Annotated in this window: 26 protein-coding genes; 10 read left to right on the forward strand and 16 right to left on the reverse strand. The window is 29.7% G+C overall.

Annotated features, from left to right (window positions below; translation table 11 throughout):
- Both KQI42_RS01195 and KQI42_RS01200 read right to left on the reverse strand, forming a co-directional pair.
- Entirely contained in the window at positions 1–360 is a 360-nt protein-coding gene (locus KQI42_RS01195; RefSeq protein ID WP_216515935.1) for a flagellar protein FlaG, read from the reverse strand.
- A 52-nt stretch (positions 361–412) separates the two neighbouring features.
- Positions 413–1,087 (reverse strand): TVP38/TMEM64 family protein, encoded by a 675-nt coding sequence (locus tag KQI42_RS01200; RefSeq protein ID WP_216515937.1) that lies wholly within the window; start codon positions 1,085–1,087, stop codon positions 413–415.
- Positions 1,088–1,236: 149 nt separating this feature from the next.
- Between KQI42_RS01200 and KQI42_RS01205 the strand changes: the two genes are divergently transcribed.
- The gene (locus KQI42_RS01205) at positions 1,237–2,154 is read left to right on the forward strand and encodes an FUSC family protein (RefSeq protein ID WP_216515939.1); all 918 of its coding nucleotides are present in this window, start codon (positions 1,237–1,239) and stop codon (positions 2,152–2,154) included.
- Between the two features lie 66 nt (positions 2,155–2,220).
- On the opposite strand, the gene KQI42_RS01210 is transcribed toward KQI42_RS01205, so the two are convergent.
- Positions 2,221–3,918 carry a M3 family oligoendopeptidase gene (locus KQI42_RS01210; RefSeq protein WP_216515941.1) on the reverse strand — a complete coding sequence of 566 codons (1,698 nt, stop codon included), beginning with the start codon at positions 3,916–3,918 and terminating at the stop codon, positions 2,221–2,223.
- Positions 3,919–4,021: 103 nt separating this feature from the next.
- Entirely contained in the window at positions 4,022–4,951 is a 930-nt protein-coding gene (locus KQI42_RS01215) for a DMT family transporter (protein ID WP_216515943.1), read from the reverse strand.
- A gap of 124 nt (positions 4,952–5,075) precedes the next feature.
- Here KQI42_RS01215 and KQI42_RS01220 point away from each other — a divergent pair, with 124 nt between their 5' ends.
- The 3 genes from KQI42_RS01220 to KQI42_RS01230 all read left to right on the forward strand — a co-directional run bounded on the left by KQI42_RS01220 (position 5,076) and on the right by KQI42_RS01230 (position 7,889).
- Positions 5,076–5,780, forward strand: a complete 705-nt coding sequence (locus tag KQI42_RS01220) for an RluA family pseudouridine synthase (RefSeq protein WP_216515945.1) — start codon at positions 5,076–5,078, stop codon at positions 5,778–5,780.
- 64 nt (positions 5,781–5,844) lie between these two features.
- The gene (locus KQI42_RS01225) at positions 5,845–7,089 is read left to right on the forward strand and encodes an HlyC/CorC family transporter (RefSeq protein ID WP_216515947.1); all 1,245 of its coding nucleotides are present in this window, start codon (positions 5,845–5,847) and stop codon (positions 7,087–7,089) included.
- 503 nt (positions 7,090–7,592) lie between these two features.
- Positions 7,593–7,889, forward strand: coding sequence for a hypothetical protein (locus KQI42_RS01230; RefSeq protein WP_216515949.1), 297 nt, complete (start codon positions 7,593–7,595; stop codon positions 7,887–7,889).
- Between the two features lie 26 nt (positions 7,890–7,915).
- Here KQI42_RS01230 and KQI42_RS21750 read toward each other — a convergent pair whose 3' ends face one another.
- Positions 7,916–8,245 (reverse strand): transposase, encoded by a 330-nt coding sequence (locus KQI42_RS21750; RefSeq protein WP_216516384.1) that lies wholly within the window; start codon positions 8,243–8,245, stop codon positions 7,916–7,918.
- Between the two features lie 12 nt (positions 8,246–8,257).
- The gene (locus KQI42_RS01240) at positions 8,258–8,884 is read right to left on the reverse strand and encodes a copper homeostasis protein CutC (protein WP_216515950.1); all 627 of its coding nucleotides are present in this window, start codon (positions 8,882–8,884) and stop codon (positions 8,258–8,260) included.
- A gap of 142 nt (positions 8,885–9,026) precedes the next feature.
- Here KQI42_RS01240 and KQI42_RS01245 point away from each other — a divergent pair, with 142 nt between their 5' ends.
- From KQI42_RS01245 to KQI42_RS01260, 4 genes are all read left to right on the forward strand, one after another.
- Positions 9,027–10,742 carry a hypothetical protein gene (locus tag KQI42_RS01245; RefSeq protein ID WP_216515952.1) on the forward strand — a complete coding sequence of 572 codons (1,716 nt, stop codon included), beginning with the start codon at positions 9,027–9,029 and terminating at the stop codon, positions 10,740–10,742.
- A 109-nt stretch (positions 10,743–10,851) separates the two neighbouring features.
- Positions 10,852–11,028, forward strand: a complete 177-nt coding sequence (locus tag KQI42_RS01250; RefSeq protein WP_216515954.1) for an HTH domain-containing protein — start codon at positions 10,852–10,854, stop codon at positions 11,026–11,028.
- A gap of 30 nt (positions 11,029–11,058) precedes the next feature.
- Positions 11,059–11,487, forward strand: coding sequence for a Fur family transcriptional regulator (locus KQI42_RS01255; RefSeq protein WP_216515956.1), 429 nt, complete (start codon positions 11,059–11,061; stop codon positions 11,485–11,487).
- A gap of 2 nt (positions 11,488–11,489) precedes the next feature.
- Entirely contained in the window at positions 11,490–12,149 is a 660-nt protein-coding gene (locus KQI42_RS01260) for a peroxiredoxin (RefSeq protein WP_216515958.1), read from the forward strand.
- 67 nt (positions 12,150–12,216) lie between these two features.
- Here KQI42_RS01260 and KQI42_RS01265 read toward each other — a convergent pair whose 3' ends face one another.
- On the reverse strand, positions 12,217–14,361 hold the full coding sequence (locus KQI42_RS01265) for a hypothetical protein (protein WP_216515960.1): 2,145 nt from the start codon (positions 14,359–14,361) through the stop codon (positions 12,217–12,219).
- A gap of 153 nt (positions 14,362–14,514) precedes the next feature.
- Between KQI42_RS01265 and KQI42_RS01270 the strand changes: the two genes are divergently transcribed.
- Entirely contained in the window at positions 14,515–15,366 is an 852-nt protein-coding gene (locus KQI42_RS01270) for an HDOD domain-containing protein (RefSeq protein ID WP_216515962.1), read from the forward strand.
- A gap of 28 nt (positions 15,367–15,394) precedes the next feature.
- Here the strand turns inward: KQI42_RS01270 and KQI42_RS01275 are convergent, their stop codons facing one another.
- Positions 15,395–15,721: a hypothetical protein gene (locus KQI42_RS01275; RefSeq protein ID WP_216515964.1), complete on the reverse strand. Its 327-nt coding sequence runs from the start codon at positions 15,719–15,721 to the stop codon at positions 15,395–15,397.
- Entirely contained in the window at positions 15,714–16,256 is a 543-nt protein-coding gene (locus KQI42_RS01280; RefSeq protein ID WP_216515966.1) for an RNA polymerase sigma factor, read from the reverse strand. The genes KQI42_RS01275 and KQI42_RS01280 overlap by 8 nt, the downstream gene beginning before the upstream one ends.
- A gap of 173 nt (positions 16,257–16,429) precedes the next feature.
- On the opposite strand from KQI42_RS01280, the gene KQI42_RS01285 reads away from it, so the two are divergent.
- On the forward strand, positions 16,430–18,433 hold the full coding sequence (locus KQI42_RS01285) for a S9 family peptidase (RefSeq protein ID WP_216515968.1): 2,004 nt from the start codon (positions 16,430–16,432) through the stop codon (positions 18,431–18,433).
- Positions 18,434–18,454: 21 nt separating this feature from the next.
- On the opposite strand, the gene KQI42_RS01290 is transcribed toward KQI42_RS01285, so the two are convergent.
- The 7 genes from KQI42_RS01290 to KQI42_RS01320 form a co-directional block, all read right to left on the reverse strand.
- Positions 18,455–19,807, reverse strand: a complete 1,353-nt coding sequence (locus KQI42_RS01290) for a TldD/PmbA family protein (RefSeq protein WP_216515970.1) — start codon at positions 19,805–19,807, stop codon at positions 18,455–18,457.
- Positions 19,807–21,195 carry a TldD/PmbA family protein gene (locus tag KQI42_RS01295; protein ID WP_216515972.1) on the reverse strand — a complete coding sequence of 463 codons (1,389 nt, stop codon included), beginning with the start codon at positions 21,193–21,195 and terminating at the stop codon, positions 19,807–19,809. The genes KQI42_RS01290 and KQI42_RS01295 overlap by 1 nt, the downstream gene beginning before the upstream one ends.
- Before the next feature lie 27 nt (positions 21,196–21,222).
- On the reverse strand, positions 21,223–22,179 hold the full coding sequence (locus KQI42_RS01300; protein WP_216515974.1) for an ABC transporter ATP-binding protein: 957 nt from the start codon (positions 22,177–22,179) through the stop codon (positions 21,223–21,225).
- Entirely contained in the window at positions 22,172–23,197 is a 1,026-nt protein-coding gene (locus KQI42_RS01305; protein WP_216515975.1) for an ABC transporter ATP-binding protein, read from the reverse strand. Before KQI42_RS01305 ends, KQI42_RS01300 begins: the two co-directional genes overlap by 8 nt.
- A 15-nt stretch (positions 23,198–23,212) precedes the next feature.
- Positions 23,213–24,136 carry an ABC transporter permease gene (locus tag KQI42_RS01310; protein WP_246565995.1) on the reverse strand — a complete coding sequence of 308 codons (924 nt, stop codon included), beginning with the start codon at positions 24,134–24,136 and terminating at the stop codon, positions 23,213–23,215.
- Between the two features lie 9 nt (positions 24,137–24,145).
- Positions 24,146–25,081 carry an ABC transporter permease gene (locus KQI42_RS01315; RefSeq protein WP_216515976.1) on the reverse strand — a complete coding sequence of 312 codons (936 nt, stop codon included), beginning with the start codon at positions 25,079–25,081 and terminating at the stop codon, positions 24,146–24,148.
- Positions 25,082–25,161: 80 nt separating this feature from the next.
- Complete coding sequence (locus tag KQI42_RS01320) at positions 25,162–26,859, reverse strand: peptide ABC transporter substrate-binding protein (protein WP_216515977.1); 1,698 nt, start codon at positions 26,857–26,859, stop codon at positions 25,162–25,164.
- Positions 26,860–26,978 lie beyond the last annotated feature (119 nt).

The following is a 26,978-nucleotide window of genomic DNA, read 5'->3' on the forward strand; positions in this document are numbered from 1 at the left end:
CTACACCCTTTCATCAACCATAATTCCAACTACTTCCCAAATTGCTGACACCATATCTAATATCTTTTCTGGAGGGATTTCTCTTATAACTTCATCTGTAGCTACATCTATAACTTTTACCATAATATCCCTAGTTTTTTCATGAATTGAAAATTCAAATCTCCTATCATAAGCAATAAAACTTTTATTTGCCTTTTCTATAGAACTAATTATCTCTTCTTCTGTATATTTCTTTTTTTCAGAGATATTTATATCATTAGTTCCATCTCCATACATATTTTCACTCTTTATTGTTGAATTAATTCTAGTAGTATTTAAGCCATTTGTTATACTACCATTGGTTATTGCAGCTAATGGCATCCTCGGAAACCCCCTTCGATGTATTTCTAATTAATATATCGACTATTTTTAACTATTCTTTAATCCTGTATTTACTTTTTCTATAACAAAAATATACTCCTGTTAAATAAGCTCCTTTTATTAAAGTTCCAAATATTACACCCTTAAAATCCTTTTTAATATTAGCAATTTTTACAAAGAAATAAGTTGAAATTAGTTGATTTGGCATAAGTCCAAATAGAGTTCCTATAATATAATCCTTATAAGAAATACTTGTTATACCTGCGGCATAATTGGATATAGCTAACGGAATAAAGGGAGTATTTCTTAGAAAAAATATGTAGTTTCTCCCATAGGTCTCAATAAGGTTAGATACTTCATTTAAATCCATTTTTCTTTCTTTTCTATTATAAATTTTATTAATCCATTTCATTACATCTTTTCTAAATATTTTAGATATAAAAAATGATATTGTAGAAGCTAATAATCCACTAATCATAATGTTACCATAACTCTTCATTCCAAAAAAATAAGCTCCAGCAGCAGATAGCCAAGAAATAGGTACAAAAAATACCATTAATATTGTTGCAAAGACTGTGAAAAATGCAGAAAAACTAGTATTTACTTCCTTGGAAGTAATAAAGTTCATCAAACTGTTCTTATCATAAATATTTACATAAGTAGTAAGGTATACTAGAATGCCCAGAAGAATCGCTATAAGTCCAATTTTAAATATTTTTTTATTCATTCTTATTTCCACCTCTTTATTACTATTTATATTATTATAGTCTATTTCTATTATCTTTCCAACTAATACAAAACCTTCTTATTTCAGTTGTACTACCTATAATAGGCTGGTATAATGTTATTAAATACAATTCAGAAAGGGTCTTAAAAATGAAAAAAGGTATGCAATTTAAAATAGGTATGCGAACTATTAAAACTGGCATTGCAGTAGCAATAAGTATTACATTATCCTTTCTTATTCACTCTAAAAGTCCTTTTTTTGCTGGAATTGGTGCCATATTAGCTATGCAATCCTCTGTATCAGAATCCTTTATAATGGGTAAAAATAGGATGTTAGGTACATTTTTAGGTGCTTTTATAGGATTATTATTTTCTCTAGTTTTTCCCCAAAATCCGTTTTTTATAGGCGTTGGTATTATTATTGTTATTCATTTATGTTATTTACTTGGCTGGAAAAAATCTGTTCAAATTTCTGGCATAGTATTCTTAGCTATTACTTTAAACAATACTGAAGATACTAGGCTAAACTATGCTATTTTTAGAATTATAGATACTTTTATTGGAATTATAGTAAGTATGGTAGTAAACTATTTTATACTTCCACCAAATATGGAAGAAAAAATCAAATCTTCTATCCGGCATATGTACATGGATAGCAGAATAATAATAGACAACTTAATTTGGAGACAAAAAGAAGTAGACTTAGTAGATCTAAAAAAAGAAATGAAAATTTTAGAAGATAACTATACTACTTTAAGACAAGATATTGAACTAAATCTATGTAAAACTAAAGAATGCTTTGGATTTCAGCAGATGTTATTTATGTTTGAAAATATATATAATAATATAAGTATTATAGCTCAAATAGAAAAGTATCCTTATATAGATGGGGAAAACAAAGCAATATTAGAGAAGTTATACCCTAAAATAATTCCTTGTAGAGAAAATATAGAAAAAGAAAATATAGATATAGTTTATAACTATCATTTAAATCAAATATTAGAAAAACTTCTGACTATTAATAAAATTTTAGGTGAAGACTTAAATCCTACGGCAGAAAAATTATAAAATTTAGAAAAACTTCTTCTCGACTAATGCTAACATTAGCGGGAAGAAGTTTTTTTCTATGATTTATTAAAATTTACTATCGTCTATTTCATCAAGCCATTGTTTAATTGGCTCAACTACACTTTTAATGGTTCCATCAACAAAAGGATTTTGAAGATTAGCCAATTCTACTAATTCTAAGAAAGGTTTACTTCCTCCAGCTTTACAAAGTCTTATATAATCTTTCCAAGATAATTCATGGTTCTCTCTATCCTTAATCCAGAATTGGAAAGCACAAATTTGAGCTAAAGTATAGTCAATATAATAGAATGGACTTGAGAAAATATGTCCTTGTCTAAACCAATAGCCTCCTCTATTTAGTAGATCATTATCTTCATAATCTCTAAATGGAAGATACTTTTTCTCGATTTCTCTCCATTTAGTCTTTCTTTCCTCTGGCGTTGCTTCTGGATTTTCATAGATAAAATGTTGAAATTCATCTACTGTAACTCCATAAGGAATAAAGTTTATAGCTCCACTTAAATGGCTAAATTTATATTTATCTACTTCATCTTCAAAAAACAACTCCATCCAAGGCCAAGTAATAAATTCCATACTCATGGAATGAATTTCACAGGCTTCTAAAGTTGGGAAATCATATTCTGGCATTTCAAAATCTCTGCTTAAATAAGATTGAAAAGCGTGACCAGCTTCATGAGTTAAAACATCTACGTCTCCACTAGTTCCATTAAAATTGGAAAAAATAAATGGTGATTTATAGTCTGGAATATAAGTACAGTATCCTCCACTCATTTTTCCTTTCTTGCTAACTAAATCCAATAATTCTCTTTCTACCATAAAAGTAAAAAATTCATCAGTTTCCTTAGAAAGTTCCTTATACATTTTCTTTCCATTATCTATAATCCATTGCGGATCTCCTTTAGGGGTAGCATTTCCAGTTAAATATTCTAAAGGTTCATCATAATATTTTAACTCACTTAGACCTAATCTTTTTCTTTGTCTATCCTTTAATTCTGCCACTACTGGAACTAAGTTTTCATATACTTGTTTTCTATAGCTAGCAACCATTTTAGAATCATAATCAGAACGGTTCATTCTTGCATAACCCAAGTCTACATAATTTGTATAACCAAGCTTTTTAGCCATACCGTCTCTTACTTTAACTAGTTCATCATAAATTCTGTCAATTTCACTTTCATTTTCCTTAAAGAATCTTATGTAAGTTTCGTAGGCTTCTTTTCTCACGTTCCTGTCTTTAGATTGCATAAATGGCTGCATTTGACTTAAGTTTCTAATTTCTCCTTCAAACTCTAACTTAGCTGAAGCTATCAGCTTATCATATTCTGTCACTAACTTGTTTTCCTTTATTAAATCTTCAATAATTTCTTCAGAGAAAGTCTTTAGTTGTAATTCTGCCAAAGTAAATACTTGTTTACCCCAGACCTTTTCTAATTCTTCTCTGAACTTAGAGTTAACCAAAGCTTTATAGTATTTAGACACTATATTTTGATACATTGGCATATTTTCATCTAGAAAATCTTGTTCTTTACTATAAAATTCATCTTCAGTATCAATAGAGTGTCTAATAGAAACTAAATTTTCCATAGTTTCTACTAAAGATCTAATTTTATTTATTTCTTCTATTATCTTATTTTGTTCTTCAAAAGTTTTTGCTTCATTAAATTTCTCTAAAAGACTATCAACTTCTTCACCAATCTTAACTAGATCTGGACGTTCATATTTATAATCTTGAAATTTTATCACCGTGTTTCCCCCTTTTCTTTTATAGTTATTTTCATAATATCAAAATTTACTGTAAAATAGTAGTATTTTCAATAATATTTTAATAATCTCCTCCTAATTTTCATTAGGAAGAAATTCTTTTTTTATTATCAATATTTAATACTATAATCCCTAATACTACTAGAGCTAGTCCTAAAACTAAGTTAATAGTAAAATGTTCTTCTCTAATAAATAGTATCGAAGAAATTGCCCCAAAAATAGGAATAAATAATCGATATATAGCTATTTCTCCAGGAGGATTATACTTTAAAAGCATATACCATAAAACAAAAGCTGCCGCTGAAATAAAGGCAGAATATACTAATAGCATAATACCTAGAAAGTTAAAATTTAAACTGCTGCCTTTCATACCTATTTTTCCTACTAACAATAAAAATAAAGATCCTAAGAACATTTGACCTCCTGAAACTAAAAAAGAGTCTATGTCTGTGGATATAGACTTTACATATATAGTGGCCATAGTACTAGCTAAAGCAGAGATTATTAAAAATCCTTCTCCTATCATCTTAAAACTTAGATCGAAGTTTTTGCCTAGATTTACAAAGATTACCCCACTGAAACCAAGAAGCAGGCTTATTACTTTTCTTGTATTAAGTTTGTCCCCTTCATAAATGAAATGGGCCGCAATAACTGTAAAAAATGTACTTCCTGACTGAAGTATAGCACTTTTTATCCCTGATGTATTGGCTACCCCAATATAAAAGAAAAAATACTGAAGAGTAGTTTGAAATATTCCCAATATTAATATAGGCTTAATTGATGATTTTTTGATTTCCAGTTTTTCTTTTATGACTATTTTTCTAATAATATAGACCATAATGGAAGCTATAAAAAATCTTAGTCCTGCAAAATATATTTTAGAAAATATATCTGATGGATTGATTTTAAAAGTTTCATAGCTTATTTTTATTACGGGAAATGCACTTCCCCATAAAATTGTACATATTAGGGATATAATTAGAATATTGGATTTTTTAGTAAAGATTTTCTCCATATTTTCTCCTTTCTTTAGTGTATATATTACTGTATATTTTTCTTATTACCCATTATAATAAATTTAAGCACATTTATCTATTATAAAGCCATTATATAAAAATATAAATATATTAGGAGGAAAAATGGATATAAACATATTTTATGAAGATAATCACATTATAGTAGTAGATAAGCCGCCAAAATTACCCTGCCAAAGGGATAAAACAGAAGATACTGATCTATTATCCATATTACAAGAAAAACTAAGCAAAGAACATAATACTAAAAATCCTTACATTGGATTAATTCATAGATTAGATAGACCTGTAGGCGGAGTTATTCTGTATGCAAAAACTAAGTTTTCCAACTCTAATCTTTCAAGGCAGGTTCAAGAAAGAAGTATTAATAAAGAATATTTAGCTATAATCTGTGGAAATCCTGAAGAAAGAAGTGGAACTTTAAAAGATTATTTACTAAAACTTAGAACTATAAATATGAGTAAAGTTGTTAATAAAGATACTAAAGGATCTAAAGAAGCTATTTTAGATTATAATATTATAGAGACTATAGAAACTGAAGAATTTGGACCCCTATCCTTAGTAAAAGTCAATTTAAAAACTGGTCGTCATCATCAAATTAGAGTTCAACTTTCTCACCATAAAATGCCTTTGTGGGGGGATACTAAATATAATAAGACTTTTACAAAAAGAAAGGAATGGAATCAAATTGCTCTTTGGTCACATAGCTTAACCTTTAATCATCCAAAGAACAATAAGGAATTAACATTTAAATCTATACCATATAATGAATATCCATGGAATTTATTTAATTTTTCTTTATTAGTTTAAGATTGTTTAATAGATACATAATTTGATAGTTATCCAGTATATAAATCTTTGGAGTGTGATGATTTTGTCCGATAAAATTTTTTGGGAACTTATTACTTTGTTTATACTTATTTTCCTTTCTGCCTTTTTTTCTGCTGCAGAAACTGCTTTAATGTCTTTAAGTAAAATCAGGATTAGACGTATGTTAGAAGAAGAAGTAAAATATGCTGATATAATAAATAAACTAGTAGAAAACCCAAATAAGCTGCTAGGAGCTATTCTCATTGGTAATAATGTAGTAAATATTGGAGCTTCTGCCTTAGCTACCTCTATAGCAATAAAGCTTTATGGAAGTAGAGGAGTTGGAATTGCTACAGGTATTATGACTCTTTTAATATTGGTCTTTGGAGAAGTTACTCCCAAATCCTTAGCTGCTCAAAACTCTGAAAAAACCTCTTTAAAAGTTGCCAAACCTATATACTATATAACTATTGTTCTTAAACCTTTGATTTCTATCTTAACCTTTATTACCAGTGGAATAATTAAGTTATTAGGAGGAAAAAAACCTGGTAAACAACCATTTATTACAGAAGAAGAACTAAAAACTTTAGTAAATGTAAGTCATGAAGAAGGTGTTCTTGAAGGAGAAGAAAAGCAGATGATATACAATGTCTTTGAGTTTGGGGACTCTCAAGCTAAAGATGTAATGACTCCCAGAACAGATATGGTAGCTGTAGATATTGACTCTAGCTATGATGAATTGGTAAACCTCTTTAAAGAAGAACACTTTTCTAGAATACCAGTTTATGAAGAGGATATAGACGATATTATAGGAATTCTTCATATAAAAGATTTAATATTTTTTGTGGATAATAAAGAAAGTTTTACTATTAAAGATATCCTTCGTCCAGCATATTTTACTTATGAATATAAGTCTACTGCTCAACTTTTTGATGATATGAGATTAAATAGAATTCCTATAGCTATAATACTGGATGAATATGGTGGAACTGCTGGAATAGTTACTACAGAGGACTTAGTAGAAGAAATAGTAGGAGAAATTACGGATGAATATGATGAAGAAAATGAAGATATTGAAGTAATAAAGGAAGATGAGTATTTAGTAGATGGTAGTACAAAGATTGATCTTTTAAATGAAATGATAGGTACAAAAATCGAATCTGAAGACTTTGATTCTGTTGGAGGATTTGTAATTGGTGTTTTAGGCAGATTTCCTGAAGTCGGTGAGACTATTGAATATGAAAACATTAAGTTTATAATAGAAAAAATTGAAAAAAACAGGATAGAAAAAATGAGGGTTCTTACTTAGCCTCATTTTTTTATATTAACAATGAAAAACATGTTGGAAAAAGAAATTATCTTGTAAATATAATTTTTATTATTTTTAGACGTGCTCTTTTTTATTGAAGTTTATTCAAAAGTAATTTTTTATTACAAAAATTATATATTTTATTTTTCAAAATGCATTTACAATATATTTATCAAAAGGTATAATAAACCTGAAAAGTATTTTTTATATAGTTAATTAAATAAAAAATATTCTATAGTTAAAGTATCTCATCATTTTAAAATATTTCCGTAAATATTTTTCCAAAGAATTTGTACAAGCAATATAGTCTTCTAACTTTATGCTCAACTCTTTCCAATTATTATTTATTGCTACTATATTCATTCTTTCTACTTTTTAATCCAATATAATCTTAACTACAATAACTTAAAAATTAGGTTTGTTTATTGATTTTTTTATCCAAAAGGATGAGAATATCAATTTTTATTTAACTTAGAAAAATATCTATAAGAGGAGGTGAAATTATGAAAAAGTCTAGAATTTTATCACTTATACTTATATTTATATTAGCTTTAGGATCTACTACAACAAGTTTAGCTAGTGCTACTAATGTAAGTCCAACAGCTGCATGCAACCACAGATGGGTAAGAATGCAAACTTCTAGCACAGATTATTCTAACCCATGTTCTAAAACTCCTGGATGCACGTACTCATGGAGAGAAACAAGAACTTTTTATGAGTGTATGTATTGTGCTTCTACAGATGTAGTATATAGTTACCATAATCATTATCATTCCAATTCAAATTGTCCAGGATATTAATGTAAAAAGCCTATCAAATGATAGGCTCAGATTGTTGACAAAAGGGTTCTGAAACTACTAGAAATTTTAGAATCCTTTTGTATTTTAATAAAATTTGCTATATATTCTTTAAATGTAGCATTAAAATAGTTTCTTATAAGTCCCTTTCGAAACTTCCAAATCGCCAGTTTTTTTTTATTCATGCATGTAAATAGGATGGTTAGTTCCATTCTAACTTTGATTGACCCTCTATATTGAGTATACATCATTCCATGTTTTTCTTTTGCATCCATAAATACTCGTTCTATGGCTTTACTCCGTAATTTGTAAATTTCTTTTATTCTCTCAGTGTGTCTTATATCTTCTACTTGTTCTATGTAGTTTTCCCATCATACTAAGTTGCCTACTATCTTAGTTCCATGAACTTCTTTAGCACCAGTTTTTTCTACTAGCTCTAAATAATTCTCATAAGTTACACCAGCTCCTGGTAAAATTATTATTCTTTCTCCAGCATAATCTACTAATTCTTTTAAAACTGGTATATTATCCATAGCATGACCTTCCTCACCAGCCGTAAGAATTCTATCTATTCCAATATCTACTAGCTTGTCCAAAGCTAACTTCTTATTTTCTATTTTATTAAATGCCATGTGGAAAGTTACACTTAATCCTTCTGCTTTTTTTACAAGTCTTCTTATAGTTTCTTCATCTAAAGTATTGTCTTCTCTTAAAGCACCAATTACAATGCCGTTTACTCCTATCTCTTTACATATCTCTATATCTCTTTCCATAATTTCTATTTCCTCTTCACTATAAACGAAATTTCCTCCTCTAGGTCTAATAATTACATTTATATCTATATTTAACCTTTTTTTCGCTAAAAATATAGTACCATAACTCGGAGTAGTTCCACCCTCCATTAGATTATCACAAAGTTCTATCCGATTCCCTCCTAATTCTACTGCTTTTCTAGCCTCTTCATAATTTCCTACGCAAACTTCTTTAAAAATATCCATATAAACCCTCCTTTACTTATAACTATTATATAATAGGAAAAAATATTTATAAACTTCATTATCTTTTATGCAACTAGTAATGTTTTAGTATATAATATATATCAACAAATACTTTATTGTTATTGACTTTTTGGAGGGGAAAATGTATAAACTAACTTACGAGCAAATACAGAATATAGAGGGTAATGCAACTAAAAAACTTTTAAAATATATTAATAAGTATACAGAAGATGCTAACTTCTTTAATAACGTTGACTTTTATTATCCTGACTTTGGAGAACAAAAAAACATAATTGCTTTTAATGTTTGGATAAGTATTGATTATATAACTAAAGATGGTAAAACATTCATTGAACACTTTCTTGAAGAAATGCCTAAATCTTTAACTAACTTAGAAAAAGAAGTCTTAATTGAGAGAAATAAATCTCATATTTCGTTATTTGAAATTATTGATTTTGAAGAAGAATTTTTATATGTAAAAGATCTATTACAAAATCAAACTCAAATGTTATGGGAACCAGAACTAATAAATGTTTTAAATAGTGGTGATTTTATATTTGCAAGGATTGGAAAAGTTTTAGATAGTATGAGTTTTATTGGAGATATTAGTTATCTTCCTCATTCAATGAAACCTACTTTTTTAGAAGAAGTTTTCTTAGATTTTAACCATGTTCGATTAACTTCTCCTTCTCTAACTATGAAGGAATATTTAAAACAACATAGCATTAATCTATATAAAATTTATACTGATTGTATGTATGAAGCCATAGAAATAGACGAAGATATAACTTCCATTGTTTATGATGAATTAGATGAGTTTGAAGGCTATTTACAGCTTAAATCTTCTAGATCTATGATAAAAAAACATATATCCAATTTAATAGACTTATTTGAATACTATTTAATGGACGAAGATATGACATTATATGACTTAGATCAGCTAGATTTTGAATACTTTTTTAATGAAGCTATTATTGATGGCTTTATATCAACACAAGAAGATTTAAATTCTTATATTTCTACTTTAAAAAAATATATAGGATTTTTAAAAAATATAACTTGTGATTATAAAGAAGCCTATGAAGAAATATTAAATATTAGCAACAATAGATTTAATTATTTAAGCCAACTTAAATATGTAGAATTACCTTTTAAAATTAATAGAAAAATATCTACTGGTGTTTCTTGTATTTTAAATGAAGATGCTATAAGTTTAATAATGGATTATGATAAATTTATATTATATATCATAGATAAACCTTTGGAAGTTACAGGAAAAAATAAATATATTAAAAGGAAACATCTTCTTGAAATAAATAGCTTATTTGACCTAGAAGAACCTTTGGAGAAAAAGGCTCCAAATCAGGAAGATTTCCCTTTAATTCATATGTTTTATAAGTTTTCTTTAAATCTAGGGTTAATAGTTTTAAACGGAAATTATTTGACTATTACCAAAAAAGGTTCAAACTTTTTAAGACTTAAGGATGAAGAAAAGTATTCTCTATTTTTTGAATATATATGGAGTAGTGAATTTATTGGATTTATATCTAGATTAAAATCCCAAATGAATATAGATAAGTTTAAAAAGGATTTTATGAAACTATTGGCTTCTTTTAAAGAAGATACTAACTATAGAATAAATATGATTCTACCTTTATTTTCTAGTTTTCCAGATTTCTTTTTCTCGTATTATAAGTATTTAGAATATCTGGGTTTAATTCGCTGTAGCTTATACCCTAATTATAATATTAGATTAACTTCATTTGGTAAAATAGTTCTAACACTCTTTGAAGATAAGGACAATAGAGATCATAAATGTAACATTATAAACCTAGAATTATTTAGGAAAAGCAGATAATTTTTATTATCTGCTTTTTTATGTCTTGACATAAATAAAAATTGTATGTATAATAAAATTGTAATCATTACAAAATTAAAACCATTACATATTTAAAGGAGGGTATATGATGGATACAAAAGATTTAGTATTAAAAACATTAAAAGAATCAGAATCACCATTAAAAGCAGGGGAAATTGCTGAAAAAGCTGGTATCGATAAAAAAGAAGTAGACAAGGCAATTAAAAAATTAAAAGAAGATGAATTAATTGAATCACCAAAAAGATGTTTCTACTCAGCTAAATAGTATTTTTCTTCTCTAGAAAGGGGGGAAACCATGGAATACAGTAATGAATATCTTAAATCAATGCTAACTAAACATAATATTAAACCATCTACTATTAGAATAAAGGTATTAGACTATATGTTAAATAATAGAATTCATCCTACAGTAGAAGATATATATAAAGAATTAATCAATGAAATACCTACTTTATCTAAAACTAGTATATATAATACCTTAGATATATTTATAAAAAACAAATTAGTTTATCCTCTGTCTACAGGAGAAAAAGAGCTTCGCTATGATATTGATACTTGTTGTCATGGTCATTTTATATGTGAAGAATGTAAAGAAGTATATGATTTTCACCTTCCAGATGATTTCATTAATGATTTAAATCTAGAAGAGTATCATATAAAAAGTAAAAATATTAATTTATATGGAATTTGTAAAAAATGTATTGAAAAAAACAAGGGGGTTTAAAAGTGGAAGAAAAAAGAATGACTTTATTAGGTGAAAGATTTCCATCTATGGAGGTAGTAACAACTCATGGAACTAAGAAAATTCCAGAGGATTATGAAGGAAAATGGTTTGTACTATTTAGTCATCCAAGTGATTTTACTCCAGTATGTACAACTGAATTCGTTGAATTTGCAAGAAAAAGTGAAGAATTTAAAAAATTGAATACTGAACTAATTGGATTGTCTGTTGACCAAGTATTCTCTCATATTAAATGGGTTGAATGGATTAAAGAACATACAGATATTACTATTCCTTTCCCAGTTATTGCTGATGAATTAGGAAGAGTATCTAACCAATTAGGAATGATTCATGAAAACAAAGGAACTAATACAGTAAGAGCAGTCTTTATAGTTGACGATAAAGGTATAATAAGATTAATTATGTACTATCCACAAGAAGTTGGTAGAGATATAGACGAGATATTAAGATCTGTTAAAGCTCTTCAAACAGCTGACAAACACAGTGTAGCATTACCAGAAAAGTGGCCAAATAATTACTTAATTGGAGATAAAGTAATCGTTCCTCCAGCAAATAATGAAGCTTTAGTTGCAGAAAGAAAAGAAAAAATTAATAACAAAGAACTTGAAGCTTTTGATTGGTGGTTTGTATATAAGAATTTATAAGAATTTAGATAAAGAAAGAGGAATAGCTTTGAAGATAAGGCTACTCCTCTTTCTTTTTTAATATATTTTACCAATGATTAGCTGCTTCTATTTCCTCCAAAAGGATTTTAATGGCAGGTACTTTAGTACTGTAATAAATGTCTTTAAAGGATTCCCTATTTTCCTCATAAGTTCCTTCTCCCTTTAGAATCATTTGTAGAAGGTTTTTAAATTTAATATATTCTTCTGACTCAATATCAATTTCTAATAATCCTTCTATCCCCTTTTCTAATTGTTCCTTACTTACATATGAGAATCTGAATTCCTCATCCTTCAACCTATCTAAAGCTTTTTGAAACTCCCCAAAATATAAATCAATATAGATTATCTCTGTATTCATATAATCTTCCTTTATAATTTCAAAGTCTTCTCTAGCTTTTTTTAAATCTCCAATAGCTTTATAGTATTCCCCTCTTTCTAATAAAAGCTCTTCTGTCATTTCTTCTTCTGGTATTATTTCAAATATCTTTTCTACTGTATTCTTATATACAGCTTTATCTCCTATATACATGGAGTTAATCAATTTAGTCAATATGGCATCATTGCCAGTTAATTCATAAGTCTTAAAACTATATTCAATGGCCTTATCTAAATCCTTCATATCCTTTTTCCAGCCTATCATATACAGTTTGGATAAATACATTAAAGCCTCTATATTGTTTTCATCATCGATAAGTACTTTCTCATAATATTCTATAGCCCTATCATACTTTTTTGATAAAATTAGCTTTTCTCCTTCTGTTAATTTTTTCTTTGGTACTCTTACACTAGAAATATTATCATAATAAGAACTTACAGGAAGACTGCTACAAAGCAAATTTCCTTCCTTATCATATCCATTAACTATAATAGGTATTTCTTTTCCAGAATAGATATTTTCTATTATACTTTCATGTGCTATTATCATATCTTCTTCAAAATAAAATATACCTCCTCCCATAAATCTCAATACTTCTAAATCAAACGTTGCCTTATTACCTTTTATCTTAGATATTTTATTTTCATCAGGTATAGAGAACCTAATACCACGACTAGAACTAATAGTTTGAATCATGTAATAATCTACTCCCGAAACCTCTTCCCATTCTACCGTAAATTTACTTCCTTCTATTAATTCAGTTCCTTCTGGCTTTAATATTTTAAAAGGTGAAGCAAATTCAAAATCAAACTCCATATTTCCATAAACGCCTATATTATTCTGACTTTTTTCTAAAAAAACTTTATCGTACAACAATGAAGAGTTGATACCAATTCCCATTTCATATTTTCCTTCCTTTAACCCTATAGTTTCATACTCTCCATTTAAGTCTGTTATGGCAACAAAATTTATACCACTTGAAGAATAACCTGCATTAGTATCTTGTATATATACCTCAACAAAAGGCATTCCTTTTCCATTCATGGTTACTCTTCCCTTTATCTTATTTTCTCCTATATAAGGCTCTATTTCTTTCTTTGCCCAATTACTTCTACCACTAGGTATAGGAGAACCAAATAAAGTATCTCCATGGATCCACCCTTCATTATTGGCTTTTTCATAATATCTATTTGCCTCATCATATTCTTCCTTAGCAAAGGCTATATGCCCTTTTAGAAAATAATATTTATAATCTATAATTTCCTCTTTATTAGAATACTTGTTTAAAATATCTTGAGCCTTTTCAAAATCTCTATCTACAAAGTAATAGAAAGCTTCATACATATTGCTTATATAATTTATTTCCTTATTATCTATAGCTTTCCCCCACTCTATCCATTCCTTTAATTTCTCTACTTCTTCAATAGAAATATATAAATCCAAGATTTTATTGTAAGCTTTTGTGTAATATTCTCCTTTAGGAAACTCCTTTATAATTCTTTCATTATATTCTATAGCTTTCATCATACTATTCTTATCTATTGGAGAGCCCCATCCTCTTGCTTTCATCATTATATTATATTTTTGTAGATCTAATGTTAAATTCTTTGAAGCATTATATAAAGCTTCATCTTCTCTCATTCTTATAGGCATGGCTAAATAATTCTCATAAAATCTAATAGCTTTACTAGGGTTATTTCTACTAAGACCATTAGCTATTTCTAAATTAATAAAAGGAATAATAATAAATATAGTAAATAAAATTCCCGTACTTATTAAGATTAATGTTTTAACCTTTAATCTAATCCTCTTCATTTAATCTCACCTCTTTTTTATTCTTTGTTATTTAGACGATTATTTTAAAAAAAGGTTGCATAAAACAAAATAATAAGTCTTTTTGTCTATATTCCTATTACAATAATAAGGGTATAATTATAGTAAATATACCTATAGATTGGAGAGTTATATATGACTAAATTAACTTTAAATTATATTGTTAATAAAGTTGACGATATGCCAGTATTACCTGAACGGATAAATAATATCATCACTTTAACAGAAGATCCTAATTCTACAGTTCAAGATATAGAAAAAGAAATATTAAAAGACCAAAGTCTAACTACAAGAGTTTTACGCCTTGCAAATTCCGCCTATTATGGATACCCTAGAAAAATATCTACTGTGTCCCAAGCAACAGTTCTCTTAGGATTTCAAGCTATTAAAGGTATAGCTCTAGCTTCTACTGTAAGTAGATTTTTAGCTTCTGAGTTAAAAGGATACTCTTTAGCTAAAAATGAATTATGGACTCAATCTCAAACTTGTGCCATAATATCTAGGTATATTGCCAAGGAAATTAATTATCCCTCTCCAGAAGAAGCTTATATTGGAGGTTTATTAAGAGATATTGGAAAAACCATATTAAATCAACATGTAGAAAAAGAATATAAAGAAATATTAAATAAAATTGAAAAGAATAAAATATCCTTCTTAGATGCTGAAAGAGAAGTATTAGGCTTTGACCATGGAGGAGTAGGTGAAAAGGTTGCAGAAAAATGGAATTTCCCTAAAGATTTAGTAGAAGCTATCAGCCTTCATCATACTCCAGAAATGGCAGAAACCAATTCTCAGCTAGTTTCTATTGTTCATATTGCAGATGCTATTACTATGATGATGGGAGTTGGTCTTGGTTTAGATGGACTAGCCTACAATCTTTCTCCTTTTGCTATTGAGAGTTTAAACTTAAATGAACAACAAATTCAAGAGTTTATCTCTCAAGTTAGTGATTTAGTTGCTGATGAAGAAAGTTTTAAAATTGGATAATATGATTTAAGGTACCCAAACTTGGGTACTATTTTCTTTCATTTAAACCCACCTCTTTTACTTCCCTTAAAATTATTTGAGAAGACCCTACATTTATAATTCTTACATCTTTATTTTTTTCCATAGTATTATTTCCTATAGGAGAAAAGGTAATAATAAATAAAGCAGCAGTTCCTATTATAGCTGGAGCTAATGGGATTTCTATTTCTTTGTTTAAAAATTCTCTTACTTTATCTTTCCAAGTTTTCTTTTTGCCTTCTAATATTTTATTTATTAACTCATTAGATATACAAATATCCTTAGTTTCTTCTTCCATTATACTTTTAAGCTCTAAACCTAGTTCATCTTTATTCATCGTAAATACCTCCTTCCTCTAGGGCTTTCTTTAATGCCATCCTTCCTCTACTTAATTTACTTTTTACTGTTCCTTCCTTCTCGTCTAATATCTCCCCTATTTCTTTAATAGAAAGTTCTTCAAAATAAAATAGTATCAGTACCTCATTATAAATAGGCGAAAGAGACCATAAAGCTTTTCTAAGATTATCTATGTCTATGGATAGAAGTACTATTTCCTCTACACTATCTTCTGTTTCAATCCATTCTTCATAGGGAAGATACTCTCTTTTAGTCTTTAATCTATCTTTACATAAATTAATAGCTATACGATAAATCCAAGTATAAAGGGAACTAGCTCCTTTAAAAGAGTTAATATGGCTAAATACTTTTATAAAGGTTTCTTGTACTATATCTTCGGCATCTTTTTCATCTTTAAGCATAAGATAGCAGGTTTTAATTAATCTATTTCCATAATTTTTTAGTAAAGAAACATATGCCTCTTCTTTACCTTTTTTAAGTTCTTTTATTAGATTTTTTTCAACATCTTTAGCCACTCTCTTTTTCCCCCCTTTAATATTTAGACTATTATTTTTAAAAAAGGTTGCACAATTCATTATCTTTTTTCATTTTATCATAAATGAAATCTTAGTTTAATTGTCTTTGTTGTAGTAAATAAATAGTATATAATGGATATATAATACCCTAAAAAAATATTGGAGGGATATGTATGGAAAACTTAAAGCTAGATGATTTTACTAAGTATAAGTTTCTATCGGGCATTAAACTTTCACCTAGTGGAAAAAGCGTTGGTTTTGTCCTTCATCACATGGATGTAGAGGAAAACAAATATCTATCTAACATATACGTTTATGATGTAGAAAAAAAATCTTATTTAAAGCTAACTTCTCTAGATGAAGAAAGGTCTTTTATCTTCAAGGATCAAGATACTCTCTTATTTCCTGCAATAAGAGATAAGAAAGATAAGGATAGAAAGGAAAATGGAGAACTTTTCACCGTTTACTATGAAATTAGTCTAAATGGTGGGGAAGCTAATAAGTCTTTTGAAATTCCCCTTAGTGTAACTAGTCTTGAAATTCTAGACCAAAACACTCTGCTATTGACAGCTCTATATGATCACAATAGACCTAAATTAGAAGGTTTATCAGAGGAAGAAAAAAATAAAGTTATGAAAAAAATGAAAGAAGATAAAGATTATGAAGTATTAGACGAAATTCCGTTTTGGCTAAATGGTCAAGGTTTTACCAATAAGATAAGAAATAGACTATATTTATATAATATTAAAGAAAAAAAGATTACACCTATAACAGATGAATTTACTCATGTTGACAGCTATAAAATGAATGAAGATAAATCTATGGTAGTAATAGTTACTTCGTCATTTACTGATAAAATGCAAACTAAGTCTGATTTACACCTTTACGATATAAGAAATAATTATCTAGAAAAGATATCAGAACTAGAACCTTTCAGTTATACTTATGCAGACTTTTTAGGAGATAAGATTATATTTGCAGGTCACGATATGAAGTCATTTGGTATCAATGAGAATCCTAGATTCTATTTAATGGATACCCAAGGATACAATACAATTAAAATTTCTAAGGAAGATTTTGATTATAGTATCTGGAACTCTGTAGGATCCGATTGCAGATATGGTGGAAATAGTTCAATGAAAGTAGATGGAGAATATTTATATTTTTCTACTACAGAATGGAATAGTTCCTACATAAACAGGATTGATAAAGAAGGAAATATTGAAAAGTTAACGGAAGGCAAAGGATCTATTGATGGTTTCGATGTACTTAACGGAAAAATTCATTTTATAGGATTGAGAGAACTAAAACTTCAAGAACTATATACTTTAGAGGAAAAAGAAGAAGTTCAACTTACTACATTTAATCAATGGATTACGGAAGAAAAGAAACTCTCTTCTCCTGAAAGACTAACCTTTGAAACTTCAGAAGGTATAGTTATAGAAGGTTGGATAATGAAGCCTGTAGATTTTAAAGAAGAAGAATCTTATCCAGCCATATTAAACATTCATGGTGGCCCTAAAACTGTTTATGGTGAAATTTTTTATCACGAAATGCAGTACTGGACTAACGAAGGTTATGCAGTATTTTTCTGTAATCCAAGAGGTAGTGATGGTAGAGGAAATGAGTTTGCTGATATTAGAGGGAAGTATGGAACCATTGATTATGAGGATTTAATGAAATTCACCGATTTAGTTATAGAGAAATATCCTTTTATTGATAGAGAAAGAATCGGAGTCACTGGTGGATCTTATGGTGGGTTTATGACTAATTGGATTATTGGTCATACTAATAGATTCAAAGCTGCTGCTTCTCAAAGAAGTATTTCCAACTGGATTTCCAAATTTGGCACAACGGATATTGGATATTATTTTGTAGATGATCAGCAAAGTGCTACACCTTGGAGTGACTACGAAAAGTTGTGGTTTCATTCTCCAATGAAATATGCTGATAATGTAACTACTCCAACTTTATTTATCCACTCAGAAGAAGACTATCGCTGTTGGCTGCCAGAAGGTATTCAAATGTTCACTTCCTTAAAATATCATGGAGTGGAGTCAAGATTATGTATGTTTAGAGGAGAAAACCATGAGTTAAGTAGAAGTGGAAAACCAAAACATAGAATAAGAAGATTAGAAGAAATAACGAATTGGTTCAATAAATACTTAAAACCATAGAGGGATATTCCCTCCATGGTTTTATTTACCTGCTATTGTTAAACTATTTATCTTTATTGAAGGGGAGTTAAAATAGTTCATATAAGGAAAAGAAGTTTTAACATCATTTCCTATAGCAGATATATCTTTTAACAAATTATAGAAATTGCCTGCAATAGTTATTTGACTAATAGGTCTAGATATTTCTCCTTTCTCTATTAAAAACCCATTAGAAGAAAGAGAGAAATCACCTGACATAGGATTTACTCCAGCGTGTAAGCCTTGTATATCTGTAATGATGATCCCCTTTTCTATAGTATTTATCATATGATTTAAAGTTATATCTCCTGGTTCTATATACATATTAGTAGGTAAGACTCCTATAGATCCTTTATGAGATATCCTAAATCCATTTCCCGTAGATTCTAATCCCTCTTTTTCGGCAGTCCTATTATTGTGAAGAAAAGTATTCAATATACCTTTCTCTATTAGATACTTTGAATAAGTAATAGTCCCTTCATCATCAAAAGCTCTACATACCCTTCCATTACTCATAGAGGGATCTTCTACTATATTTAATATATCACTTCCAACTTTTTCACCTATCTTCTCTTTCATCAAGGACAGATTTCTCTGAACTATATCTCCAAGAAATATAGGAGAAAAAGCATTAAACAAATTAGCTGCTACATTGTTCCTAAGTATTACTTCATAATTTCTCGATTCTATAGAAGCTGCTCCTAACATATTTAAAGCATCAGAAACGCTTTCTTTAACTAATAAACTTTTATATCTATCTTCTAAAGTACTAAAATTAATATAGGAATTTCCTGTCTGTACGTCATCTCCATCTTTAGCTACTACTGAAAGATTTATAAGTCCTGTGGTATGACTATCTTCTAATTCTAATCCTCTCGTGTTTTTAATAAATACAGTTTTAGTGCTTTCTACATATTCACATGAATCTACCGTTGTTATTCTAGTATCTAGACTAAAAGCTTCTTTCTCAATATCTTTTAAAAATTTTATTTTTTCTTCTTCCGTATACTTATCTAATCCGTTAGTTTTCTCTTTTAAATTTTTATATTGGTCATTTGGACTAGCTAGTACCTCTATATATTCACTTCCATTATTTTCTGCATATTCAATTAAATTATGAAGTACCTCTTCTAAAGAGGATTCTGTCATTTTTTCTGTATAAGAATATCCCATTTTATTTTTATATATGCCTCTTAAAGATAAGATTTCTTCCTTAGAAACACTATATTCATCTAATTTTCCTTCATATATATTAAAATTCAAAGAAGAATTTTCTTCCATATAAACTTCCAAATCTTTAATATTATATTCTCTTCCCTTTTTAAATAACAGCTGAATTAATTCCTCTCTACCCATTATGCTTCCTCCCTTCCACCGACTGTCATTGATTTAACCCTAATGGTAGGTTGTCCAGCACCTATGAATATGGCTCCACTAGTAGAAAAGCAATAACCCTGACCTATTTTTAAATTATTACCAACCATATCTACATCTTTAAGAATCTTACTTCCATTTCCTATAAGAGTAGCACCTTTAACTGGTTTATATATCTTCCCGTTTTTTATTAAATAGGCTTCTGAAAGTGAGAAATTAAAATCACCAGTAGCAGGATTTACGGAACCAGCATTTATATATTTTGCAAACAATCCATATTCTGTATTTGCTATAATTTCTTCTTTACTACTTTCTCCATTATCTATATAGGTATTAGTCATTCTTGATGTTGGTGAAAATCTATAAGATTGTCTCCTTCCAGAGCCAGTAGCTTTCATATTCATTCTTCTTCCATTTAATTTATCTATAAGATATCCTTTTAAAATGCCTTTTTCGATAAGGACATTTCTTTGAGTCTTGTTGCCTTCGTCATCTACACCAAGGGAACCCCAGTGATTGGTCATAGAACCATCATCAATTAAAGTGACTACTTCCGAAGCAATTTTCTCCCCCATTTTGTTTGCAAAAACAGAAACTCCCTTAGCTACAGATGTGGCTTCAAGGCTATGACCACAAGCTTCATGAAACATTAATCCTCCAAAGCCATTGTCTACTACAACTGGCATATTTCCTGCTGGACAATAATCAGCATAAAGCATGGTCTTAGCTATTCTAGCCGCTTCTCTTCCATATTCCTCAATATCTATAGTATCATAGAACTCTAACCCCATTAATGCTCCTGGCCCAACATACCCTGTTTCCATTTGTCCTAAATCTTCTGCTGCTACGTTAATAAGCATTCTAGTTCTTACTCTCTTATCTTCTACAAAAACTCCCTCTGTATTGGCTACAAGTACATTTTGTTCTTGATCTAAATAATTGACAGTTACTTGAGATATTATATCATCATAAGATTTTGCCGCTGAAGTAGCTCTTTCCATAAGTTCTAACTTTCTTGATAGTGCTATTTTACTTGGTGCTAATTTATGCTCATGAAGATTTGGTATTACCACTTTATCAAAGTTTATAATTATATTCTTTGGATTCTCCTTAATAGCTTTTGAAGCTTTTTTAGTAATTTTTATAAGGTTATCCTTGGATAAATCATTGGTATAGGCATATATACTATTTAATCCATTAAATATTCTAATACCTACTCCATAATCCCTGCCGCTCATACCCTTTTCAATATTCCCACCTACAGTAGATATTTCTGTAGTAAAATTATCTTCAATAAAAACTTCTGCAAAATCTCCGCCACTTGAAAGTGCTGCATATAATATATCTTCTATAATAGATTTATTTAGCATATATATCCCCCTTAATTTACCTTTTTTCTAAAACAAATGACATGCTACAAAATGATCTTTCCCTATTTCCTTTAATTCTGGAGCTGATTCACTACAAATTTCCTTTGCATGGATACATCTTTTCCTAAATTTACATCCTTTAGGAGGATTAATTGGACTAGGAACTTCTCCGTTCAATTTAATTCTTTCTCTTGTATCTTCTACTTCTGGATCTGGTATAGGTATAGCCGAGATTAATGCTTGAGTATAGGGATGAAGCGGTTTTTCATATAGAGCCTTGTTGCTAGCCAATTCTACAATAGAACCAAGATACATTACCCCTACTCTATCTGAAATATGCTTTACCATAGAAAGATCATGAGAAATAAATAAATAGGTTAAACCTAGTTCCCTCTGTAACTTAATGAGTAAATTAACAATTTGGGCTTGAATCGATACATCTAATGCAGAAATAGGTTCATCACATACTATAAATTCTGGCTCTACGGCTAAAGCTCTAGCTATGCCTATTCTCTGTCTTTGACCTCCTGATAACTCATGAGGAAATCTAGCACTGTGTTCACTATTTAATCCTACTTTTCCAAGTAAATCATTAATCTTCTCTTGTCTTTCCTTTTGACTTAACTTTAAGTGAACGTCCATACCTTCTCCTATAATATCTCCTATAGTCATTCTAGGATCTAAAGAAGCATAAGGGTCTTGAAAAATAATTTGGGCTCTTTTCTTAAACTTTAACTTTTCCTCTCTGTTCATGGAGTGTACATCTTTATCATCAAAATATACATGTCCATCAGTAGCTTTATAAATACCTAAAACAGTTCTCCCACAAGTAGTTTTACCGCATCCAGATTCTCCTACCAAGCCAAGAGTTTCACCCTTTTTAATATTAAAAGTAACATCGTCTACAGCCTTTAAGGTTGCATTTTTTCCCACAGGAAAGTATTTCTTTAAATTAACTACTTCTATTAAGTTTTCCTTACTCATGTATTTCACCTCTCAATGCTTCTGGTCTTTCTACTTTGGGTGCAGAAGGATGTTGCAACCAGCAAGATAAACTATGGGTTTCTGTTAAACTTAATTCCTCAGGTCTTTCCTCTAAACATATTTCCATACAATGCTCACATCTAGAACTAAAAGGACAACCTTTTAGAGGAAGAATTAAATCTGGAGGTGTTCCTCCTAAGGAATAAAGTTCTTCTTTACTTTCTGTATTAAGTCTAGGTACTGAACTAAGAAGTGCCCAAGTATATGGGTGACGACTATTATAAAATATATCCTTTTTTGTACCTCTTTCAACTACTTGTCCAGCATACATTACTTGAATTTTATCTGCAAAGTTTGCAACAACACCTAAGTCATGGGTAACCAATATAATAGATGTATCAAACTTTTCTTTTAATTCACCGAGCAAATCTATAATTTGAGCCTGAATAGTAACATCAAGAGCTGTAGTAGGTTCATCTGCAATAAGTATCTTTGGATTACAAGATAAAGCTATTGCTATCATCACTCTTTGTCTCATTCCACCAGATAACTCATGAGGATATGCTTTAACTCTTTCAGCTGCATTTGGTATATTTACTATTTCAAGAAGTCTAATAGCCTCAGCTTCGGCTTCTTTTTTGTTCATCTTCTTGTGTATTTCTAAACTTTCCATAATCTGTTTTCCAACAGTCATAGTAGGATTAAGAGATGTCATAGGATCTTGAAAGATCATACTTACATCTTCACCCCTAAAAGTACTCAATCTTTTCTTTTTCATTTCAACAACATTCTCACCATTAAACAGTATCTGTGAGCCTTTCTTTATTTCTGCTGGAGGCTCCTTTAATAGTCTCATTATTGCTTTTGCAGTTACTGTCTTTCCACAGCCAGACTCTCCAACTAAAGCCAAGGTTTCACCTTTATTTAAGTCAAAGCTAATGCCTCTTACAGCTTTAACTTCACCAGCATAAGTATGAAAAGATACGTGTAAATCCTTTACTTCTAATATTTTCTTCATTATTATCCCTCCCTATTATTGACGTAGCTTTGGATCTAGAGCATCTCTAAGTCCATCACCTAAAAGCGTAAATGACAACATGGTTAAAGCAATCATCAATGAAGGGAAAAATAATTGATGAGGGTAAAAAATAAAGTTTTGTTGTGCTGCTGATGCAAGAGCACCCCATGAAGTACTTGGAGGTTGAACTCCTAATCCAATATAGGATAAAAATGTTTCAGCGAAAATATAACCTGGAATATCGAAAGTAATAGCCACTATTACTATTCCAAGAGAGTTTGGTATTAAATGTCTAGTAATTATCTTCCAAGGACTTACTCCCAATGCTTCCGCTGCCATTATATATTCCTGTTGCTTTAATTGGAGCATCTGCCCTCTAACTAGTCTTGCCATTCCACACCAGCCAGTCAATGTTAAAGATACGAGTAATGTACCTATGGATCTAGTTTCAGTAATAATAGATATTAAAATTACTATGATTAAATAAGGAACACTCATCAGTATTTCTACGATTCTCATCATTATAGTATCTACTTTACCTCCAAAATAAGCAGCAACCGCTCCATAAATACTGCCTACTACGGTAGCAATAAGGGCACCAACAATACCAATAACCATGGATATTCTACCAGCTTGCCAAACCCTTGAAAATACATCTCGACCAAGCTCATCTGTTCCAAACCAGTGTTCACTATTAGGCTTTATATTAATTTTTGCAGGATTAATTTCTTCATAGGGAAAACCGCTTAAATATGGTCCTATTATTGTCATAATCATTATTGTTAGTAAAATTATAATGGATAACATGGCTACTTTATTTGTTTTTAATCTTCTCCAAGCATCCTGCCAATAAGTCATTCTAGGTCTTGCTATTTGTTCCCCTGCTGAAATGTCTATACTGATTTTTTTAAATTTATCCTTTGAAATTCCTTCCATCATCTTAACCTCCTATTTACCTGACTTTGAAACCCTTATTCTAGGATCCACTACCCCATAAAGTATATCTACTACTAATTGAGAAAATACGAATAATGTAGCATAGAAAATTGTAGTACCTATTATCATAGTATAATCCCTATCACTAATAGAGCTTACATAATAAAAGCCAAGTCCTGGTATCCCAAATATTCTTTCAATAACAAAGGAACCTGTAAATACGCCAGCTATTTGGGGTCCAAGTATAGTAATAGCAGGTAAAATAGCATTTCTAAGAACATGCTTCCTTACTACATTAAATGGGCTAACACCCTTTGCTTGAGCAGTAAGTATATAGTCTTGATTTATAACTTCTAATACGTTTGAACGCATATATCTAGCATAAGTAGCAATTGAGCCAAAACACATAGCAATGGTAGGAAGAATTGTATGCTTAAATTTCCCCCAGCCTGTAGTAGGTAATAGCTCGAATCTAACAGTAAATAAATATTGTAATAAAGCGGCGATTATAAATACTGGTACAGTTACCCCTAAAATAGCAATAAACATGACTAAATAATCCGGCCATCTATTTCTATTTAGGGCAGCTATTATACCAAGAACAATTCCTATAGTAACTCCTATAACTATAGCTTGAATACCTAGCCTACCAGATACTTTAGCATTTTTTAATATAGTTTCTGTAACAGATCTTCCTGGATACCTCAGAGATTCACCTAAGTCACCTTTAGTAATCACATTTTTCAAAAACTTACCATATTGTACTATAACAGGTTTATCTAGTCCATATTTTTCATAGTAATTCAATCTAATTTGTTCTGGTAACTTTTTAGCCATATGAGCTAGTGGATCTCCTGGTATACTATGCATTAAAAAAAACGTTAATGTAGTGATAATAAACAAGGTTAAAAACATATATCCAATTCTCTTTAAAATATACCTACCCATTGTAATTCTCCTTCCTAGGTCTTATAAGACAGCAGTTTGTAAACCAGGTTCACAAACTGCTGTCCATTTTACAGTCCCTATTATCTTCCTTGAGTAAATCCGTACTTATATCCTGCAGTACCAAATGGAGTAACACCTAAATTTTGAACATATTTATATCTAAATATATTGTACTTTGGATATACAGTTGGTGCTAATACTGCTTCATCATATAATAATATCTTTTCAGCCTCGGCAAAATATTCTAAACGTTTTTTAGGATCCATTTCTTTAGATGCTAAGTCAATTAATTCATCATATCTTTCATTTGACCAACCAGTTTGAATGGATCCAGCATCCGATTTTAACAAACTTAATAGCGATATAGGGTCATTAAATTCAGCTCCCCATGCCATATAACCAATTTGGAATTCGCCTTTTTCCGCCATTGATGTAAATACTGGCCATTCAACAAATTCAACTTCAAAATTAACACCAAGATTTTTATTATACATTTGTTGTACATATTCGCCATAAGTTCTAAACCATTGGTCTGTTGAACCCAGAGTCATTTTTACAGTAAGTTTGGATGGATCTGTATCCATTCCTAATTCTTCTAATCCTTTTATTAAAAGAGCTTTTGGATTCGGATTATCAGCTGCTAATTTTCTTATTGGCTCTTCACTGACACTTCTAAACTCTTCATCACCAATTGATATATTAGGTGATACCCATCCATAAGCTGGTACATTTATTCCATGGAATATAACGTTAGCCAACTCTTCTCTATCTATAGCTAATGCAAATGCTTTCCTAACATTAGCATTACTGAATACTTTATCTTTCGTGTTGAAGAATTTAAAGAATGTTTGTGGATTAGTAACCTCAATATGATTTAAATCTTTATTTCCTTTAAATTTTTCAATCCATTCTGGTTTACCAACTCCTGATGAATCAATGGATCTATTGGACAATGAATTATATATTGCATTTTCATCATTTAATATTTTGATATTTACACTGTTTAATTTAACGATATCCTTGTCCCAATAATTATCATTTTTTGTTAGAACGATTTCACTATTGTGTACCCAATTAGTTATGGTAAATGGTCCATTATATACTAAGGTATCGATCTCTGAACCATATTTATCTTTATGTTTTTCAACTACATCCTGTCTTTGAGGCATCATAACTCTTTGATAAGTTAACTGTAAGAAATATGGTGTTGGAGATTCAAGAGTTATTTCAAGAGTATTGTCGTCTAGGGATTTAACTCCAAGTTCTTCCAATGGAAGTTGTCCACTATTTACTTCAGCCGCATTTTTAATAGGAGCTAATAAGTAGGCATATGGAGCAGCAGTATCTTGTGCTAATGATCTTTTTATTCCATACTCATAATCTTGGGCTCTTACAGCTACACCGTCTGACCACTTTGCATCTCTTATTTTAAAAGTCCATACAGTGCCATCTTCGTTATGTGTCCATTCACTTGCTCCTGCAGGACGTAAAACGTTTTTCAGGTCCTCATCTTCTTCTAATCTAGTAAGTGGTTCGAGAACTTCATTTAATATTCCATTTGAATAGGAATCAGATCCTTTAGAAGCATCTAAGGTACTTGGCTCTGCAACCATAACAAGATTTAAGTATTGTTCGCTATCAAGGGGTTTCTCAACTACTTGTCCTTCACTTTCCTGACTTCCTGTGTCGTTTACAGCATCCTTTTTCCCACAGCCTGTAAGAGCTGTTAGAATTAACACTAAAACAATAGTCAAAGATAAATACTTTTTAAATCTCATGTAAAATCCTCCTCTAATTTAGTATTTCATCATTGTAATGCCTTATTGTTATTTAAACTATTAAGTTTGTTAATACTCTACCACTTCAGTATAGAATAATTTTTAATGTTAGTCAATGT

This window comes from Tissierella simiarum (genome assembly GCF_018917865.1).
Classification (GTDB): Bacteria; Bacillota; Clostridia; order Tissierellales; family Tissierellaceae; genus Tissierella_C; species Tissierella_C simiarum.